Origin of the sequence: Methyloceanibacter methanicus (assembly GCF_001723285.1) — a bacterium.
Taxonomy (GTDB): Bacteria; Pseudomonadota; Alphaproteobacteria; order Rhizobiales; family Methyloligellaceae; genus Methyloceanibacter; species Methyloceanibacter methanicus.
On the sequence record NZ_LPWG01000005.1, the window covers coordinates 67,672 to 83,314 of the forward strand.

The 15,643-nt window shown below is 63.5% G+C and carries 18 protein-coding genes and 1 pseudogene; 3 read left to right on the forward strand and 16 right to left on the reverse strand.

The genetic code is table 11. From position 1 onward, the window contains the following. Nucleotides 1-41 precede the first annotated feature (41 nt). A complete protein-coding gene (locus AUC68_RS03970; RefSeq protein WP_069436454.1) occupies nt 42-518 on the forward strand; it encodes a hypothetical protein in 477 nt (158 codons plus the stop codon). Nucleotides 519-645: 127 nt separating this feature from the next. Here the strand turns inward: AUC68_RS03970 and AUC68_RS03975 are convergent, their stop codons facing one another. The 5 genes from AUC68_RS03975 to AUC68_RS16660 form a co-directional block, all read right to left on the reverse strand. After that, a complete protein-coding gene (locus AUC68_RS03975; RefSeq protein WP_069436455.1) occupies nt 646-1,434 on the reverse strand; it encodes a succinate dehydrogenase iron-sulfur subunit in 789 nt (262 codons plus the stop codon). Between the two features lie 68 nt (nt 1,435-1,502). Further along, the gene (gene sdhA, locus AUC68_RS03980; RefSeq protein WP_244500382.1) at nt 1,503-3,344 is read right to left on the reverse strand and encodes a succinate dehydrogenase flavoprotein subunit; all 1,842 of its coding nucleotides are present in this window, start codon (nt 3,342-3,344) and stop codon (nt 1,503-1,505) included. A 6-nt stretch (nt 3,345-3,350) separates the two neighbouring features. After that, a complete protein-coding gene (gene sdhD, locus AUC68_RS03985) occupies nt 3,351-3,725 on the reverse strand; it encodes a succinate dehydrogenase, hydrophobic membrane anchor protein (RefSeq protein ID WP_244500383.1) in 375 nt (124 codons plus the stop codon). A 2-nt stretch (nt 3,726-3,727) separates the two neighbouring features. Beyond that, complete coding sequence (gene sdhC, locus AUC68_RS03990; RefSeq protein ID WP_069436456.1) at nt 3,728-4,132, reverse strand: succinate dehydrogenase, cytochrome b556 subunit; 405 nt, start codon at nt 4,130-4,132, stop codon at nt 3,728-3,730. A 146-nt stretch (nt 4,133-4,278) separates the two neighbouring features. Continuing rightward, nucleotides 4,279-4,434, reverse strand: a complete 156-nt coding sequence (locus AUC68_RS16660; protein WP_158008222.1) for a hypothetical protein — start codon at nt 4,432-4,434, stop codon at nt 4,279-4,281. Between the two features lie 519 nt (nt 4,435-4,953). Between AUC68_RS16660 and AUC68_RS03995 the strand changes: the two genes are divergently transcribed. Then, on the forward strand, nt 4,954-5,373 hold the full coding sequence (locus AUC68_RS03995; RefSeq protein WP_141701081.1) for a hypothetical protein: 420 nt from the start codon (nt 4,954-4,956) through the stop codon (nt 5,371-5,373). 57 nt (nt 5,374-5,430) lie between these two features. Here AUC68_RS03995 and AUC68_RS18580 read toward each other — a convergent pair. The 8 genes and pseudogenes from AUC68_RS18580 to AUC68_RS04025 all read right to left on the reverse strand — a co-directional run bounded on the left by AUC68_RS18580 (nt 5,431) and on the right by AUC68_RS04025 (nt 11,365). Continuing rightward, nucleotides 5,431-6,013 (reverse strand): annotated as a pseudogene (locus AUC68_RS18580) (superoxide dismutase family protein). 73 nt (nt 6,014-6,086) lie between these two features. Next, nucleotides 6,087-7,157 carry a MaoC family dehydratase gene (locus AUC68_RS04005; RefSeq protein ID WP_069436458.1) on the reverse strand — a complete coding sequence of 357 codons (1,071 nt, stop codon included), beginning with the start codon at nt 7,155-7,157 and terminating at the stop codon, nt 6,087-6,089. Then, the gene (locus AUC68_RS04010) at nt 7,154-7,477 is read right to left on the reverse strand and encodes a DMT family transporter (RefSeq protein ID WP_069436526.1); all 324 of its coding nucleotides are present in this window, start codon (nt 7,475-7,477) and stop codon (nt 7,154-7,156) included. The genes AUC68_RS04005 and AUC68_RS04010 overlap by 4 nt, the downstream gene beginning before the upstream one ends. Before the next feature lie 280 nt (nt 7,478-7,757). Then, a complete protein-coding gene (gene pqqA / locus AUC68_RS16275) occupies nt 7,758-7,847 on the reverse strand; it encodes a pyrroloquinoline quinone precursor peptide PqqA (RefSeq protein WP_045363338.1) in 90 nt (29 codons plus the stop codon). Nucleotides 7,848-8,095: 248 nt separating this feature from the next. After that, nucleotides 8,096-8,185 carry a pyrroloquinoline quinone precursor peptide PqqA gene (gene pqqA / locus AUC68_RS15535; RefSeq protein WP_045363338.1) on the reverse strand — a complete coding sequence of 30 codons (90 nt, stop codon included), beginning with the start codon at nt 8,183-8,185 and terminating at the stop codon, nt 8,096-8,098. Between the two features lie 174 nt (nt 8,186-8,359). Further along, a complete protein-coding gene (locus AUC68_RS16280) occupies nt 8,360-8,497 on the reverse strand; it encodes an MFS transporter small subunit (protein WP_141701082.1) in 138 nt (45 codons plus the stop codon). Further along, nucleotides 8,497-9,900 (reverse strand): L-lactate MFS transporter, encoded by a 1,404-nt coding sequence (locus tag AUC68_RS04020; RefSeq protein WP_069436460.1) that lies wholly within the window; start codon nt 9,898-9,900, stop codon nt 8,497-8,499. Before AUC68_RS04020 ends, AUC68_RS16280 begins: the two co-directional genes overlap by 1 nt. A 259-nt stretch (nt 9,901-10,159) precedes the next feature. After that, a complete protein-coding gene (locus tag AUC68_RS04025) occupies nt 10,160-11,365 on the reverse strand; it encodes an NAD-dependent formate dehydrogenase (protein ID WP_069436461.1) in 1,206 nt (401 codons plus the stop codon). A 346-nt stretch (nt 11,366-11,711) separates the two neighbouring features. Here AUC68_RS04025 and AUC68_RS04030 point away from each other — a divergent pair, with 346 nt between their 5' ends. Further along, the gene (locus AUC68_RS04030; RefSeq protein WP_069436462.1) at nt 11,712-12,350 is read left to right on the forward strand and encodes a carbonic anhydrase; all 639 of its coding nucleotides are present in this window, start codon (nt 11,712-11,714) and stop codon (nt 12,348-12,350) included. A gap of 57 nt (nt 12,351-12,407) precedes the next feature. On the opposite strand, the gene AUC68_RS04035 is transcribed toward AUC68_RS04030, so the two are convergent. The 3 genes from AUC68_RS04035 to leuB form a co-directional block, all read right to left on the reverse strand. Further along, nucleotides 12,408-13,436 carry an aspartate-semialdehyde dehydrogenase gene (locus AUC68_RS04035; protein WP_069436463.1) on the reverse strand — a complete coding sequence of 343 codons (1,029 nt, stop codon included), beginning with the start codon at nt 13,434-13,436 and terminating at the stop codon, nt 12,408-12,410. A 160-nt stretch (nt 13,437-13,596) separates the two neighbouring features. After that, nucleotides 13,597-14,484, reverse strand: coding sequence for a hypothetical protein (locus tag AUC68_RS04040; RefSeq protein WP_069436464.1), 888 nt, complete (start codon nt 14,482-14,484; stop codon nt 13,597-13,599). A 5-nt stretch (nt 14,485-14,489) separates the two neighbouring features. Beyond that, entirely contained in the window at nt 14,490-15,593 is a 1,104-nt protein-coding gene (gene leuB, locus AUC68_RS04045; protein WP_083240384.1) for a 3-isopropylmalate dehydrogenase, read from the reverse strand. Nucleotides 15,594-15,643 lie beyond the last annotated feature (50 nt).

Sequence of the window (15,643 nt, forward strand, 5' to 3'; positions counted from 1 at the left end):
CGCAATCTGGCGTTACGGCGTGCTTGGGGCTATTGGATGACATGACGTTGCGCGCAAGACGGGAAGAGTTCTCGGCCAGCTCGATTGGCGTGGCCGCCTTGATCGGGAGCCTGGCCGCCTTTGCGTCCGGCTGCACGGGCGGGTTCTCCGGTCCCGAACAGGCCATCAAGGACCTCACGCGTGTCGATTACGGCAAGCCCTATATCGGCATGAGCAAGGAGCAGGTCATAAGCTGCGCGGGGCAACCGCGTTCGCGTATTCCGGCGAGCGGCGGCGCCGAAACGCTCGTCTACCACTACAATGGCGCCGGGCCCGTTCCGGGCGGCACGCCGAAGGATGCGGCCTGTACGGCCAGCCTCACTTTCGAAGGCGGCAAGCTGATCCGCGTGAGCTACGCGCACAAGGAAGGCCGCAGCCCTTATGCCTGGCAGGCGGAGAAAAACCCCGAGAAGAAGGCGCAGATGAAGCGGGAAGAGGCGCCAAGCTGCGTGTTCTCGCTGCCGCGCTGTCCGGGCTAGACGAAAAAAGCCCGGCGCGCGGGCCGGGCTCTCCGTAAGGCCTATCGGGCCGCTGCGAAATGCGGCGCCCAAGTGCGCGGCACCCAAGTGCGCGGCGCCCAAGTGTGCGGCGCCCAAGTGCGCGGCGCTACGACCGCTCGACCATCTTTCGCTTCAGGCTGGCGATGGACGCCGCCGGGTTCAGGCCCTTGGGGCAGGCCTTGGTGCAGTTCAGGATGGTGTGGCAGCGATAGAGCCGGAACGGATCCTCCAGATCGTCGAGCCGTTCGCCGGTGCGTTCGTCGCGGCTATCCTCCACCCAGCGATTGGCCTGCAGCAGAATGGCGGGCCCGAGATAGCGGTCGCCGTTCCACCAATAGGACGGGCAGGCCGTGGAGCAGCACGCGCACAGAATGCACTCGTAGAGCCCGTCAAGCTTTTCGCGATCGTCGTGGCTTTGGCGCCATTCCTTCTGCGGCGTGGGGCTGTCGGTCTTGAGCCAGGGCTCGATCTCCCGGTGCTGCGCGTAGAACCGGGTCATGTCCGGCACGAGGTCCTTGACCACGGGCATATGCGGAAGCGGATAGATCGCGATGGCCGCGCCCTTGGCTTCCTCGGCGTGCATGGTGCAGGCCAGCGTGTTCGTGCCGTCGATGTTCATCGAGCAGGAGCCGCACACGCCTTCGCGGCAGGAGCGGCGGAACGTCAGCGTCGGGTCGATCTTGTTCTTGATCCACAGCAGCGCGTCCAGGACCATCGGCCCGCAATCGTTCATGTCCACCCAGTACGTGTCGACGCGCGGATTGTCGGCCGTTTCCGGGTCGTAGCGATAGACGCGGTATTCGCGCCAGCGCCCCGGCTCGGCGTCCACGGCGGGCGGGTTCCACTCCTTGCCCTTCGTGATCTTCGAGTTCTTGGGAAGTGTGAATTGAACCATCTCAGCTTCGTCCTTTGCGCCGGCCAGCGTTGCCTCGGCCCGAACCGCGTCTTTTTTCGTCCGCGTTCCTAGTAAACCCGCTCTTTCGGCTCGATGTAAGCGATCTCGTTCGACAGCGTGTAGGCATGCACCGGGCGGAAATCGAGCTTCACCGTGTGCGTGCCATAATCGGCGTAGGACAGGGTGTGCTTCATCCAGTTGGTGTCGTCGCGCTTGGGGAAGTCCTCGCGGGCATGGGCACCACGCGATTCGTCGCGCGCATGGGCGCCCTGCACGGTCACGGCGGCCTGGGAAATGAGATTGTCGAATTCGAGGGTTTCGATCAGGTCCGTGTTCCAGATGAGCGAACGGTCGGTGACCTTGATGTCGGCCGCGTCGTCCCAGACCTTCTTGATGTTCTTGATGCCTTCTTCGAGCACTTCTTTGGTGCGGAACACCGAGCAGTCGCGCTGCATGGTCTTCTGCATGGCAAGCCGCAGCTCGGCGGTGGGTGTGCCGCCATCGGCGTAGCGGAACCCGTCGAGACGCGCGATGGCCGCTTCGCCCGCGCCCTTCGGCAGTTCCGGAATGGCGGACCCTTGCGGGATGAGCTCGGCGCAGCGCAGCCCTGCGGCCCGGCCGAACACGACGAGATCGATCAGCGAGTTCGAGCCCAGGCGGTTGGCGCCGTGAACGGACACGCAAGCCGCTTCGCCCAGCGCCATCAGTCCCGGCACGGTGGCGTCGGGGTTGCCGTCCTTAGGCGCGATCACCTCGCCGTGCATGTTGGTGGGGATGCCACCCATATTGTAGTGGCAGGTCGGAATGATCTTGATCGGCTCCTTGCGGGCATCGACGCCGCCGAAGATGCGGGCGAGGTCGGAAATACCGGGCAGGCGCTCGTCGATCAGGGCCGGGTCCAGATGGTCGAGATGCAGGTGCATGTATTCCTTGTCGGGACCGTGACCGCGGCCTTCCCGGATCTCGATGGTGATGGCGCGGGACACCACGTCGCGCGAGGCCAGGTCCTTGGCGGAGGGCGCATAGCGCTCCATGAATTTCTCGCCTTCGGAGTTGCGCAGGAAGCCGCCTTCGCCGCGCGCGCCTTCGGTGATCAGCACGCCCGCGCCATAGACGCCGGTCGGGTGGAACTGCACGAACTCCATGTCCTGCAAGGGGAGCCCCGCCCGCAGCACCATACCGTTGCCGTCGCCGGTGCAGATATGGGCCGAGGTGCAGGAGAAATACGCGCGCCCATAGCCGCCGGTAGCGAGGATGGTTTGATGGCCCCGGAACCGGTGGATGGAGCCGTCCGCCATGTTGATGGCGATCACGCCGCGGCAGGCACCCTCGTCGTCCATGATCAGGTCGATGGCGAAATACTCGATGAAGAACTCGGCCGAATGGCGCAGTGCCTGGCCGTACATCGTATGCAGCAGGGCATGGCCGGTCCGGTCGGCGGCGGCGCAGGTGCGCCGCGCCTGGCCCTTGCCGAACTCCGTAGTCATGCCGCCGAAGGCACGTTGGAAGATCTTGCCGTCCTCGGTGCGCGAGAAAGGCACGCCCCAGTGCTCGAGTTCGTAGACGGCTTCGGGCGCGTGGCGGCACAGATATTCGATGCAGTCCTGGTCGCCGAGCCAGTCCGAGCCCTTGACGGTGTCGTACATGTGCCAGCGCCAATCGTCGGGACCCATATTGCCGAGCGCCGCGGCGATGCCGCCCTGGGCCGCCACGGTGTGCGAGCGGGTCGGAAAGACTTTGGAGATGCAGGCGGTGCGAAGGCCGGCCTCGCTGGCGCCGACCACGGCGCGAAGTCCCGATCCGCCCGCGCCGACGACGATGACGTCATAGGCGTGGTCGGTGATCTCGTAGGCTCGGCCGTTCACGGTGACGGCGTTGTGCGGTGTAGCGGGGTTGGCGTCTTGAGGCACGGTGCATCAGCCTCCGAAACTGATTTTCACGATGGCGAGGGTCGAGGCGATGCCGACCAGCGCGGCGAAGAAGGTGGCGAGCATGAGAGAGGCGGTCTTGCAGAGCTTGTTGTGGAGATAGTCCTCGATGATCTCCCGCAGGCCGATCCGCATGTGGATCGCGCCCGACCAGATCAGCGCCAGCATCAGCACGGCAACGACGGGGCTCGCAAGGCACGCCTTCACGTCGTTGTAGCTTGCGCCGGCATTGCGGACGACGAACCAGATCAGGAAGATGACGAGCGGAACATTGGCCACGGCCGTCAGCCGCTGGCGCCAGAAGGTCTCGGTTCCGTGGTGGGCGGCGCCGAGGCCGCGCACGCGTTTGAGCGGGGTCGCCACGACTAGAGCCCTCCCATCGCGTAATAACCGATAATCCAGACGAGCACCGTCAGCACGATGGAGCCGATAATCGTCGCCAGCGCGAAGATTTCGATGGTTTGCTTGTCGAGGCCCGCGCCCGTGTCCCAGATCAGGTGACGGATGCCACCGAGCATATGGTGGATCAGCGCCCAGGTGAACGCGAAGAGCAGGGCGCGGCCAAGAAGACTGCCGAAAAAGTCCTGCACGTAGGCGTAGGCATTGGGGCCGATGCTGATGGCCACAAGCCACCAGGTCAGAAGTGCGAATCCGACAGCCAGCCCCGCTCCGGTGATGCGATGCGCGATCGACATCATCATCGTCAGCATCGGCCGGTAGATCTGCAGATGCGGCGAAAGAGGCCGCTCCGCCTCAAGCTTGTTTGTCATTGGTATTATTGTGCGTTGCCCAGTCCACTCTTCTCATAACGCAGAGAGAAGGCAGGGGCAATCGGGACGCCTGGTTTTTCGGGCGGGAATCCCGGCGGCGGGGTCGCGCGGGCGATGCGGCGGGCTTTATGCTGAGAACGAAGCCGTCAGGCGGGCTTTGCGATTTCGTAACAGGCTTCTTCGTCGTCGACGAATTTCGACATGATCCAGGTCTGACCGCCGTCGAGGGACTCCCAAACGTGAGAGCCGACGATATAGGCAACGCCGCCCATCAAGCCGTCATACGGTCCATCCCAAGCCATGTGCAACTCCCCCTAGTCGCGGAACTAAGAGGCTTAAGAATGCAACCGAATTCTTTTACAGAAGGTTTACACTAACGGCCGGGCGGGAGTGCCTATTTTGTAATCACGCCGCAGGCGATGCGGGGGCCCGCGTCGCCCGCGGGGTCCGTCGCCACGTGATAACAGCCTATGCGAATCTGCTAGGTTGACGGTATGGGTAGACGAAAATTAGGGCCAGGGATTTGCGTCCACTGTTTGGAAGAGGTGGAGGAGCGCAACTCTGACCACGTATTTCCAGAGTCGTGGTATCCAGATTCAACGCCTCCAAATCTAGAGAAATGGCAGGTTCCGAGCTGCATTCCATGTAACAGCGACTATGGGCGGATGGAGCGAGACCTTCTGATTAAGTTAGGTCTCTGCCTCGATCCATACGATCCAGCCTCCGCGAGCATCGCAGATAAGGCGCTCCGCTCGCTGCGCCCATCGGCTGGGCACAACCGGCACGATGCTGAACACCGTCGCCGAAAGGGACAATCGATATTGAAACAGGCTTTAGTGGGAGACCAGATTCCAGATCACGGCATCTTTCCCGGCCTCGGGGATCGGTGGCCTGACATTTCTGGCGAACGATCCGCCATACTCGTGCCGAAGAAGCACTTCGAGAGGATTACCGAGAAGATTGTGCGCGGCATCATCTATGTCGAAGACGGCAGACTCGTTCAACAGCCCTATAAGATAGAGTTCTTCGTATTTGCCGACGACGCCACCAACCCGTGGATGGCTGCGTTTGATAGATGCGGCAAGGTTTACGCTCGCGAACCTGGCATCGTCGTGCGGCGTGTTGTTGCCGAAGACGACGGCCTGACTTCGCTGTTTGAAGTCAAATTTTGGCGGCAGTTCAAGACATATGCGAGTGTAACGGCGGACGGTGACGCTGATACCTTGTCTGCAGACGGTTAGGCCCGCCCGGTAATATGGCCCAATGGGTGCGCATTACAATTATCCAAGGTTGCAGCACTATTTCTCGATCACACCGCAGGCGATGCGGGGGCCGGCGTCGCCCGCGGGGTCCGAGACGTAGTCGTCACCCTTCTCATGGAGCACGATGGCCGTCCCTTCGCCGCCGAAAAGGCCCGGCAGGCTGACCATCTGGTTCAGCACCTCGATATGAAGTGCGCCGCTCGCCGGCACGTGGATATTGGGCATGTCGCCCGCATGGGGGCGGCCGGGTTCTGAGCCCGTGCTCATCCTCTTCCGGGTTGAAGTGCCCGCCGGCGGACTTGAAGTCCGGCGGTTCGCACGCCCCGGTGCCGTGGATATGGAAGGCATGGGTGCCTTCGGGAAGCCCCGTCAGCTCCGCGTCCAGGAGCACGCCGGTGGGGACGGCGGTCAACGTGACCGTCCCGACCTCCTTGCCTTCCGGATCCTTGAGCACCGCCGTGGCCGTCTCGGCCGCCGCGGCGGAGGTCGCCACAGACAGCACGGCCAGGAGCGCGGCGGAACGGAGTGTGGTGCGGGTCATCGTGACATCTCCTTTGGGGGGACTCTTCCCTTGCGGACTCCCTGGGTCGACTTTCGACGCGGGGGCCGGGCCGCGCATCGTCGTTGCGCCAGCATAACGCGGATGGGACGATCGCGGAAAGGCGGCGTGAGGGCACGCCTCCCACGGTTGTCTAACGGGGCAATGCCACCCAGTAGTCCATGTCGAGCACGACTCCGTCTTCGAGCTGGCCGTCTTCCATGAGGCCGGGGAAGTCCGCGCAATTGCGGTCCTTGACGGCGAAGGTGCGCAGGCGCAGCGCGCCGGCGTCCGACCGGCCCGGAAGCTCGGCCTTTTCCAGCACCTCGCTCCACGCATAGATGGTGTCGCCGGCGAAGGAGGGCGCCGCGTGGCGCGCGCCGTTGAGCCCCAGGACGTGGAAGGCGTTGGCAAGTCCGTTGAAGCTCAAGGAGCGGGCGATCGAGATGATGTGCCCGCCATAGACCAGGCGGCGGCCGAAGCGCTCCTGGGACTCCCGGTGCTGGTTGAAATGGACGCGCGCGGTGTTCTGGTAGAGCCGCGTCGCCATCTGGTGCTCGGCCTCTTCGATGGTCTGGCCATCCACGTGGTCGATCTTGTCGCCGACCGCGTAGTCGTCCCAGCGCCGGGGCGAACCGGCGAGCCCGTAGTCGTAAACAGTGAGCTTCAGCGGCGGCAGCGCCTTACCGAGGGTCTCGGGCGAGACGGTCTTGTCCAGCTCCGGGATCACGGTCTCGGGCGCGGGCGCATCGAGATCGCGCTTCACGACCATCACCCAACGCGCGAAGGACAGCACCTCTTCGCCGTTCTGGTTCCGGCCGGTGGTGCGCACATAGACCGTCCCGTTCTTGCCGCTGGAGTTCTGCTTGACGCCGATCACGTCCGAGGTGGAAGCGATGGTGTCGCCGGGATAAACGGGCGCAAGGAAGCGGAACTCCGCGTAGCCGAGATTGGCGATGGCGTTGCGCGACACGTCCGGCACGGTCTTGCCGATCACGAAATGGAAGACGAGGACATCGTCGATGGGCGAGCGCGGATAGCCGATGCTTTGGGCGAACGCGTCCGACGATTGCACGGCGAAACGGCCGCTGTAGAGCGCGGTGTAGACGCTGACATCGCCGACGGTGACGGTGCGCGGCGTGGCGTGCACGATCTGCTCGCCGACTTTGAAATCCTCGAAATAGTTTCCGGTGACGGTGCGGTCGATCTTCTGTGTCTGGGTCATGTGGTCGTCGTTGCGAGTTTCAAACCGATAATGGAGCCGATGAGCGTGACGATGAAGAACAGCCTCATGGCCGTGGCCGGCTCCTTATAGACGAGGATGCCGACAATGACAGTGCCAACCGCACCGATCCCGGTCCAGATGGCGTAGGCCGTCCCGATCGGGATGTCCTTGAGCGACTTATTGAGGAAGATGAAGCTGAGAACGATGCAGACCGCGAAGATCAATGTCGGCCAAAGCTTCGTAAAGCCTTGGGTGAGCTTGAGGGTCGAGGCGAAGCCGACCTCGAAGAGCCCTGCCAGGATCAGATAGGCCCAGGACATGACCATGGTCCTCTTGGCTGCGATCGTCTCGCGGTCGTCGAAGACCGGTCGCGTGTTGCACGGAGAACGGCGCTCCGCTCAATCCGAGCGGCGGGCCGACGGTCCGGACCATAGTTTCGGGACGGGGTCCTGTCACCCTTCAAGGCGTGGTTGGCAGGACGCGAAAAGCAAGACGCGGACGCGGCGCGCCGCGGGCGGCATTGCGCGAAGCCCACGAAAAATGGCGGCTCTGCCATCGCGAGAACCGCCATTCTTCAAAGGTTCGCTGGATCAGCGCGAATTACGCGCGGTCGAGCTCGGCAGGAAGGTAGGAAGTCACTTCCATACCAGCTTCGGACTCGGTGATCTCGGGCTTCAGCCACTCTTTCATGATCGTCTCCTTGTGTTTCACTAGATCCCTAGGGTGCGACAATTTGGATGAGAAGCGCATGACGCGTCAATGAAAACAATCTGAACGGCGCGAAGCGGTGTTCGGTCAAAGGCGCGCCGGAAACGGAAGGAACGGCCGGGACAAAAACGAGATAACCCAGCGCAGAAATCTAAACGGCACAAATAAAAATGGCGGCCCCGCAAATCGCTAGGACCGCCATTTTTGAAAACTTGCTAGATCAGCGCGAATTAAGCGCGGTCGAGCTCAGCAGGAAGGTAGGAAGTGACTTCCATACCAGCTTCGGACTCGGTGATCTCAGGCTTCAGCCACTCTTTCATGGTCGTCTCCTTAAGTTCGTTCGGTGAACGTCGTCGTCCCTAGATAATGGGGATGGTGAATGAGAACCGCATGACTGGCACATTAACAGATTCTTACAGGAAAAATCACTTATAAACAGCTAGTTAGACGGTTTCGTTCGCGGGCTGGTGCGGCGTTCTGTCAGGTTCCGGCTCTTATTGGAACAGCAAAGCGGCCTTTGCCAGCGTATTGAACACGCCCCAGAGCAGCGGAATGCCGACAAAGGTCCAAGCCAGGACCAGCTTGACCTTGTTGGCGGCGGAGACGTCCTCGTGGTGGCTCGTTTCGGTCATCAGTCCTCCATGGAGGCCTTCAACTCGGCCTCGCTCATATGGTGCTTCTCATCGACGGGCGTCATCAGCCAATTCAGGACGAAGCCGATGAACAGCAGTCCCGCCATGATGTACATGGTCACCGAGTAGGCGTCGGCCTTCGGCACGCCGTGATTGATCTGGTACTCGCGGATGTAGTTGACGAGGACCGGGCCGAACACCCCGGCCGCGGACCAGGCCGTCAGAAGGCGGCCGTGGATGGCGCCCACGTAGCGGGTGCCGAAAACGTCCCGGAGATAGGCGGGGATCGTGGCGAAACCGCCTCCGTACATGGACAGGATCACCGCGTAGCAGGCGACGAACAGAACGATTGAGTCGATCCGTCCCGTCCAGGGCACGATGGCGTAGAGCACCATGCCGAGCGCGAAGAAGATCATGTAGGTGTTACGCCGTCCGATATAGTCGGAGGACGAGGCCCAGAAGAAGCGGCCGAGCATGTTGAACAGGCTGAGCAGGCCGACGAAACCGGCCGCCGCGGCCGCCGTGATCTGGCCCGGAAACATCTCCTGGCTCATGGCCGAGGCCTGTCCCAGCACGCCGATGCCGGCCGTCACGTTGAGGCAGAGCACGCCCCAGAGCAGATAGAACTGCTTCGTCTTCAGCGCTTCGTCCACGTGCACATGAGCGGTGGTGACCATCTTCTTCGGCTGCGCGGGGGGCTCATAGCCTTCCGGCAGCCAGCCGTTGGGCGGCACGCGCACCAGCACCGCGCCCATCATCATGAAGAACAGATAGACCAGGCCGAGTGTGATGAAGGTGCCCATGACGCCGACATCCGTCGGACTCGAGAAGTACTTCATGAGCCAGACCGACAGGGGCGATGCGATCATCGCGCCGCCGCCGAAGCCCATGATGGCCATGCCGGTCGCCATGCCCGGACGGTCCGGGAACCAGGTGATCAGCGTCTTCACCGGGGAGATGTAGCCGAGCCCGAGGCCGCAGCCGCCGATGACGCCGTAGCCGAGATAGATGAGCCAGAGCTGATGCAGGTGGATACCGAGCGCCGAGAGGAGAAAGCCGCCGCCGAAGCACAGGGCCGCGGTGAACATCGCCCGGCGCGGCCCCACCCGGTCGAGCCAGGTGCCGGTGAACGCCGCGGACAGTCCGAGGAAGACGATCGCGAGGGAGAAGATCCAGCCGAGTTGGGTGAGGCGCCAATCGTCGGGCGCGGATTCGGTGATGCCGATCAGCCGGGTCATGGGCAGGTTGAAGACGCTGAATGCGTAGACCTGACCGATACAGAGATGGACGCAAAGTGCCGCCGGCGGCACGAGCCATCGGCTGAAACCCGGTTTCGCTATTGTGTGCGACCGGTCGAGCCAGCCGAACAAGCCTCCGGATTCCGCGTGTGCTGCGGTCGTCATATGCGAGCTCCCCCCGTTTGAATGGCGCATTTGTGCGCTTATTGGCGGCTACTCTGAACGGGCTTGGCCGATACCGCAAGGTACTTGGCGCGCAAAGCGCTTCTGAGCCGGCCGCTGGCGGTCTAATACGACAGCCGCGTGACACGTTGCTGGAGCCTCGCAGCCCAAATGCAAGGCCCCGTGCCTTGAACCTGCCGGATGACCGCCGGCAATTGTGTCAAGGGCACGGGGCCAAACCCCGACTGCGTCGATCGGGGTGTTAGGACGCTTTGCGGAACTTCTCGGCTTCCTCGGAGCCTCCGGTCGCGTCACCGGCGGTGTAGGAATGCGCGCCGGTACCGGCCAGCGTGCCGTCCTGAACGATGAGATATTCATCGCGGATCGGCTTGCCGGCGAGGAAACACTCCAGGATCTCGCGCGTGCCGGCGGCATAACGCGTCTGGGCCGACAGCGACGTCCCGGAGATGTGGGGCGTCATGCCGTGGTTCGGCATGGTGCGCCAGGGATGATCCCTGGGCGCCGGCTGCGGGAACCAGACATCGCCCGCGTAGCCTGCGAGCTGGCCACTCTCGAGCGCGCGCACCACGGCGTCGCGATCGCAGATCTTGCCGCGCGCGGTGTTCACCAGATAGCTGCCGCGCTTCATCTTGCCGATCATTGCATCGTCGAAGAGATGCTCCGTCTCGGGATGGAGCGGGCAGTTGATGGTGACGACGTCGCAGGCCTTGGCGAGGGACTCGACGTCCGGATGGAAGGTCAGCCCGAGTTCGACCTCCACGTCGGCCGGCAGGCGGTGCTTGTCGGTGTAGTGCAGGTTCACGCCGAACGGCTTCAGGCGGCGCAGCACCGCAAGGCCGATGCGGCCGGCGGCAACGGTGCCAACCTCCATGCCTTCCAGGTCGTAGGACCGCTCGACACAGTCGGCGATATTCCAGCCGCCGTTCACGACCCACTGATAGGACGGGATGTAGTTGCGCACGAGGGACAGGATCTGCATCACCACATGCTCGGCGACGCTGATGGAGTTGCAGAAGGTCACCTCGGCCACGGTCACGCCGTTGTCCATGGCCGCTTGCAGGTCGACGTGGTCAGAGCCGATTCCCGCAGTCAGCGCGAGTTTCAGGTTCTTGGCCTTGGCGATGCGCTCCGCGGTCAGATAGGCCGGCCAGAAGGGCTGGGAGATGACCACGTCGGTGTCGACGAGCTCCTTCTCGAAGGTCGAATCCGCGCCGTCCTTGTCGGAGGTCACGACGAGTTCGTGGCCATTCGCCTCAAGGAACGTGCGAAGACCAAGCTCGCCGGAGACGCTGCCGAGCAGCTCGCCGGGCGTGAAGTCGATGGCATCGGGGGTGGGGGCCGTCTGGCCATCCGCGTAGCCGGCGATATGGGGGATGCTGTCGCGGGCATATCTCGGCGGAAAGCCGTCAATCGGATCGTCGTAGAGTACACAAAGAACTTTTGCCATATCGGCACTCCTTTCGGAGCGACATGGACGCGCACGCTCAGGACGCCCCGCCAGCGCCCACAAGCGGAGATCGACGACGTGCAGTGCATGTCGCGAGTTGGGGGTCCGGGGCCGGCATCATCGTCGTGCGCCGGGGCCTGGACCGCGTTTCCTCATGTCGGCTGGCGCACATTCCGTATTGCGCTTCTGCGAGGCCGACAATGGCATTACGCTCCCGCTGCGATGCGGGATCAAGATGGGACTCCGAATAGCGTGATCGGATATTCCTATCGACCTTGCAGCCGACTCCCGCTGGACAAATCCCGGCGCGGCTGGAATTTTACGGCCGACCAGGAAAGGAGAACCCGTGCTCTCAAAGTCGCTTCTCGATGGGTACTGGCGGTTTCGCCGGGAGAACCATGCCGCCGACAAGGGCCGCTACGAACAGCTGGCCAAGCTCGGCCAGGCGCCGACAGCTTTGGTGATCGCGTGTTGCGATTCCCGCGTCGACGTGTCGGCCATCTTCGACGCGGGACCGGGCGATCTTTTCATCGTCAGGAACGTGGCCAATCTGGTGCCGCCCTTCGAACCGGATGGCAGGTTCCATGGCACGAGCGCCGCGGTCGAGTACGGCGCCGAGGTGCTCAACGTGCCGAATATCATCGTGTTGGGCCATTCCCATTGCGGCGGGATCGCCGCCTATCGCGAGAAGCTGCAAGGAAAGCCCGACGGCACGAATTTCATCGGCACGTGGCTGACGCAGCTCGACGGTCTCGAAGTGAAGGACGAGGACATCCGGACCTTCGGTCAGGAGACGGCGTTCGAGCTCGCCGGCATTCGCCAGTCGCTCGCGAATTTGCGCATGTTCGATACCGTCCGGGACCGCGAGGCCGAGGGGATCCTCGCGCTGCATGGGCTGCATTTCGATATCGGCAGCGGCCTGATTTTGGCGCACGACCCGGAGACCGACGCGTTCGCGCCGCTGCCCGAGACCGTCGAGGCCTGAGCTACGGCCCGTCGCGGCAGCGCCAGCACCCTCGGCCCCAAGCCTTTTTGATGGCGTCTACGCTGCCTTCTTCTTCAGCATGTCCCGTTCGATCATGGTCTCGGCGATCTGGATCGTATTGAGCGCCGCGCCTTTGCGCAGATTGTCCGAGACGCACCACAGGGTCAGGCCGTTGTCGACGGTCTGGTCGTCGCGAACGCGGCTGACAAAGGTGGCGTAGTCGCCGACGCACTCGACCGGCGTCACGTAGCCGCCGTCCTCGCGCTTGTCGACCACAAGCACGCCCGGGGCCTCGCGCAGGACTTCGCGCGCTTCGTCCGCGCTGAACGGGTTCTCGAATTCGATGTTCACGGCCTCGGCCGTGCCCACGAAGACGGGCACGCGCACGCAGGTCGCGGTGAGCTTGATCTTCGGATCGAGGATCTTCTTCGTCTCGACCATCATCTTCCATTCCTCCTTGGTCGAACCGTCGTCTAGGAAGACATCGATATGGGGAATGACGTTGAAGGCGATCTGCTTGGTGAACTTCTCGGGCGCGGGCGGATCGGTGACGAAAATACCCTTGGTCTGGGTCCAAAGCTCGTCCATCGCCTCCTTGCCCGCGCCGGACACGGATTGATAGGTCGAGCAGACCACGCGCCTGATCTTGGCCGCGTCATGAAGCGGCTTGAGCACGACCACGAGCTGCGCCGTGGAGCAATTGGGATTGGCGATGATGTTCTTCTTGGTGAAACCGGCGATCGCGTCCGGGTTCACTTCGGGCACGATGAGCGGCACATCCGGGTCGTAGCGCCAGCACGAGGAATTGTCGATGACGACGCAGCCGGCCGCGCCGATCCGGGGCGACCACTCCTTGGAGATGGCGGAGCCTGCGGACATCAGCGCGAAGTCGATGCCCGAGAAATCGAAGTTCTCCAGGTCGCGGCATTTCAGGCGGGCATCGCCGTAGGACACCTCGGTCCCGATGGACCGCCGGGACGCGATCGGGATGACCTCGTCGGCGGGAAACTCCCGCTCTGCGAGGATGTTGAGCATCTCGCGCCCGACATTGCCGGTCGCGCCGATGACGGCGACTTTGTAACCCATTCGATACTCCTGCCGGTGACGGCTGCCTGGTCGACCAAAGTTGTGTGGGCCGCGCGCCTGGCCACGGCGAACCGTGCGGCGTTTTTGACCTGCCTCGCGGCGGATGTATGGGAAGGCGGCGCCAAAGTAAAGACGCCCCGGTTTTTGCGGGGCCTACCGCCTAGTTCACGCGCCGGCCGGGCAGCTCGTCCTTCACCTCGGCGCACTTCTTGTGGGTGAATTCATTGACCATCTTCACCACGTCCGGTCCCAGCACGTTGGACTGGTTGTCGAGGCCGGTGCCGGCGTACACGACCGGATAGATCAGGAGCGGCGCCGAGACGTCGCCCCAGTTGATCCTGGCGGAAACCGCCTCGCCGTTCTTGAAGGTCACTTCCGGTGCGAGCTCCATCTCGACCACGTAAGGTTCGCTGCTCTCCCGGTGAAGCGCGCAGGTCACGGCGAACGTGTCCATCTTGATGGTCGCGTCCTTGACCAGCATCGCCTCGGCCAGATCGGCCCGCGACAGGTTGAGCTTGGATTCGCAGACCGCCTTGCCCCAGGGCCAGCCGATCTGATTGCCCAGCATTTCGGTGAGCGAATCCGCGCGCCAGGTCTTCTTGATGTCGCAGGCAATGTCCTCGCCCAGCGGCTCGCGCGTGGCGATGATATCGCAGATCTCGATCTTGCAGGCCTTGCGGGCTTCCTTCTCGGCCTTCTCCTCGGGCGTCAGCTCGATCTTGGAGGAGACTTGCGGGCCCAGCCCGGGCGCCGTCGGCTCAGCGATCTCACTGTCCTCGGTCCCCGTGCCTTCAGGCTCTGCGTCCGTCGCTTGCGAGTCCGCGGGGTCCGCGTCGTCGTCGGCCTCCGCACCGTCTTCTGCTTGCGGCTGCTCTTCGGCTTGCATCGCATCGTCCGCAGGGTCCGTGGCTTCGGTCGTCTCTTCGGAGGCGGTGGGCTCTTTGGATGCCGCGGGCTCTCCGTCACCGGAGTCCTCGACGGCCCAGGCAAGCGGGGCCGCCAGCAAGAGGGTGAAACTCAAGGAAAGCCAGGCGGAAGCGTGTCTCATGGGTCTTAACTTGCAGAGTTAAGCGACGCGATGATGGCATCGCCCATTTCGCGGGTGCCGACGGTCTTGCAGCCCTCCTGCGCGATATCGCCGGTGCGCAGGCCCTGGTCCAGGACGGCGGCGATGGCGGTCTCGATCTTGTCGGCCAGTTCGCCCTGGTCGAAGGAGTAGCGCAAGCACATGGCGAAGCTCGCGATGGTCGCGATCGGGTTCGCCTTGCCCTGTCCGGCAATGTCGCGCCGAGCCATGCACCGGCTCGTACATGGCGGGCCGCATGCCGTTCGCGTCCGCCGCGCCGAGCGAGCGCTCGGCAGCATGCCGAGAGAGCCCGTCGCCATGGCCGCCTCGTCGGAGAGCACGTCACCGAACAGATTGTCGGTCACGATCACGTCGAACTGCTTGGGTGCGCGCACGAGTTGCATGGCGCAGTTGTCGGCCAGGATGTGCTCGAGCTTCACGTCGGAATAGCCGTCCTTGTGGACCCGGGTGACCACCTCGTTCCACAGCACGCCGGTCTTCATCACGTTGCGCTTCTCGGCGGAGTGCACCAGGTTGCCGCGCTTGCGGGCGAGATCGAAGGCGACCGCGGCGATGCGCTCGATCTCGTAGGTCTCGTAGACTTGCGTGTCGACGGCGCGCTTCTGCCCGTTGCCGAGATCGGTGATCTCCTTTGGCTCGCCGAAATAGACGCCGCCGGTCAGTTCGCGCACGATCATGATGTCGAGCCCCTCGACCAGCTCGCGCTTGAGCGAGGAGGCGTCGGCCAGCGCGGGATAGCAGATCGCCGGGCGCAAATTCGCGAACAGCTCGAGATCCTTCCGGAGACGCAGGAGGCCGGCTTCGGGACGCTTGTCGTAGGGAACGCCGTCCCATTTCGGCCCGCCCACGGCGCCCAGCATGACCGCGTCGGCCGCATGGGCGGTCTGCATGGCCGCTTCCGAAATCGCCTCGCCGTGCTCGTCATAGGCGCAGCCGCCCACGAGGTCCGTTTCGGTCTCGATCGAAACGGCGCCCGTGCCGTTGGCCCAGTCGACGAGGCGGGTCACCTCGTCCATCACCTCGGTGCCGATGCCGTCGCCGGGAAGAAGTAAGAGTTTGAATGAAGCCATGAAGTTACGCCCGCCCTATGCTAAAGCACCCACCGAAGAAAGGCCGGAAA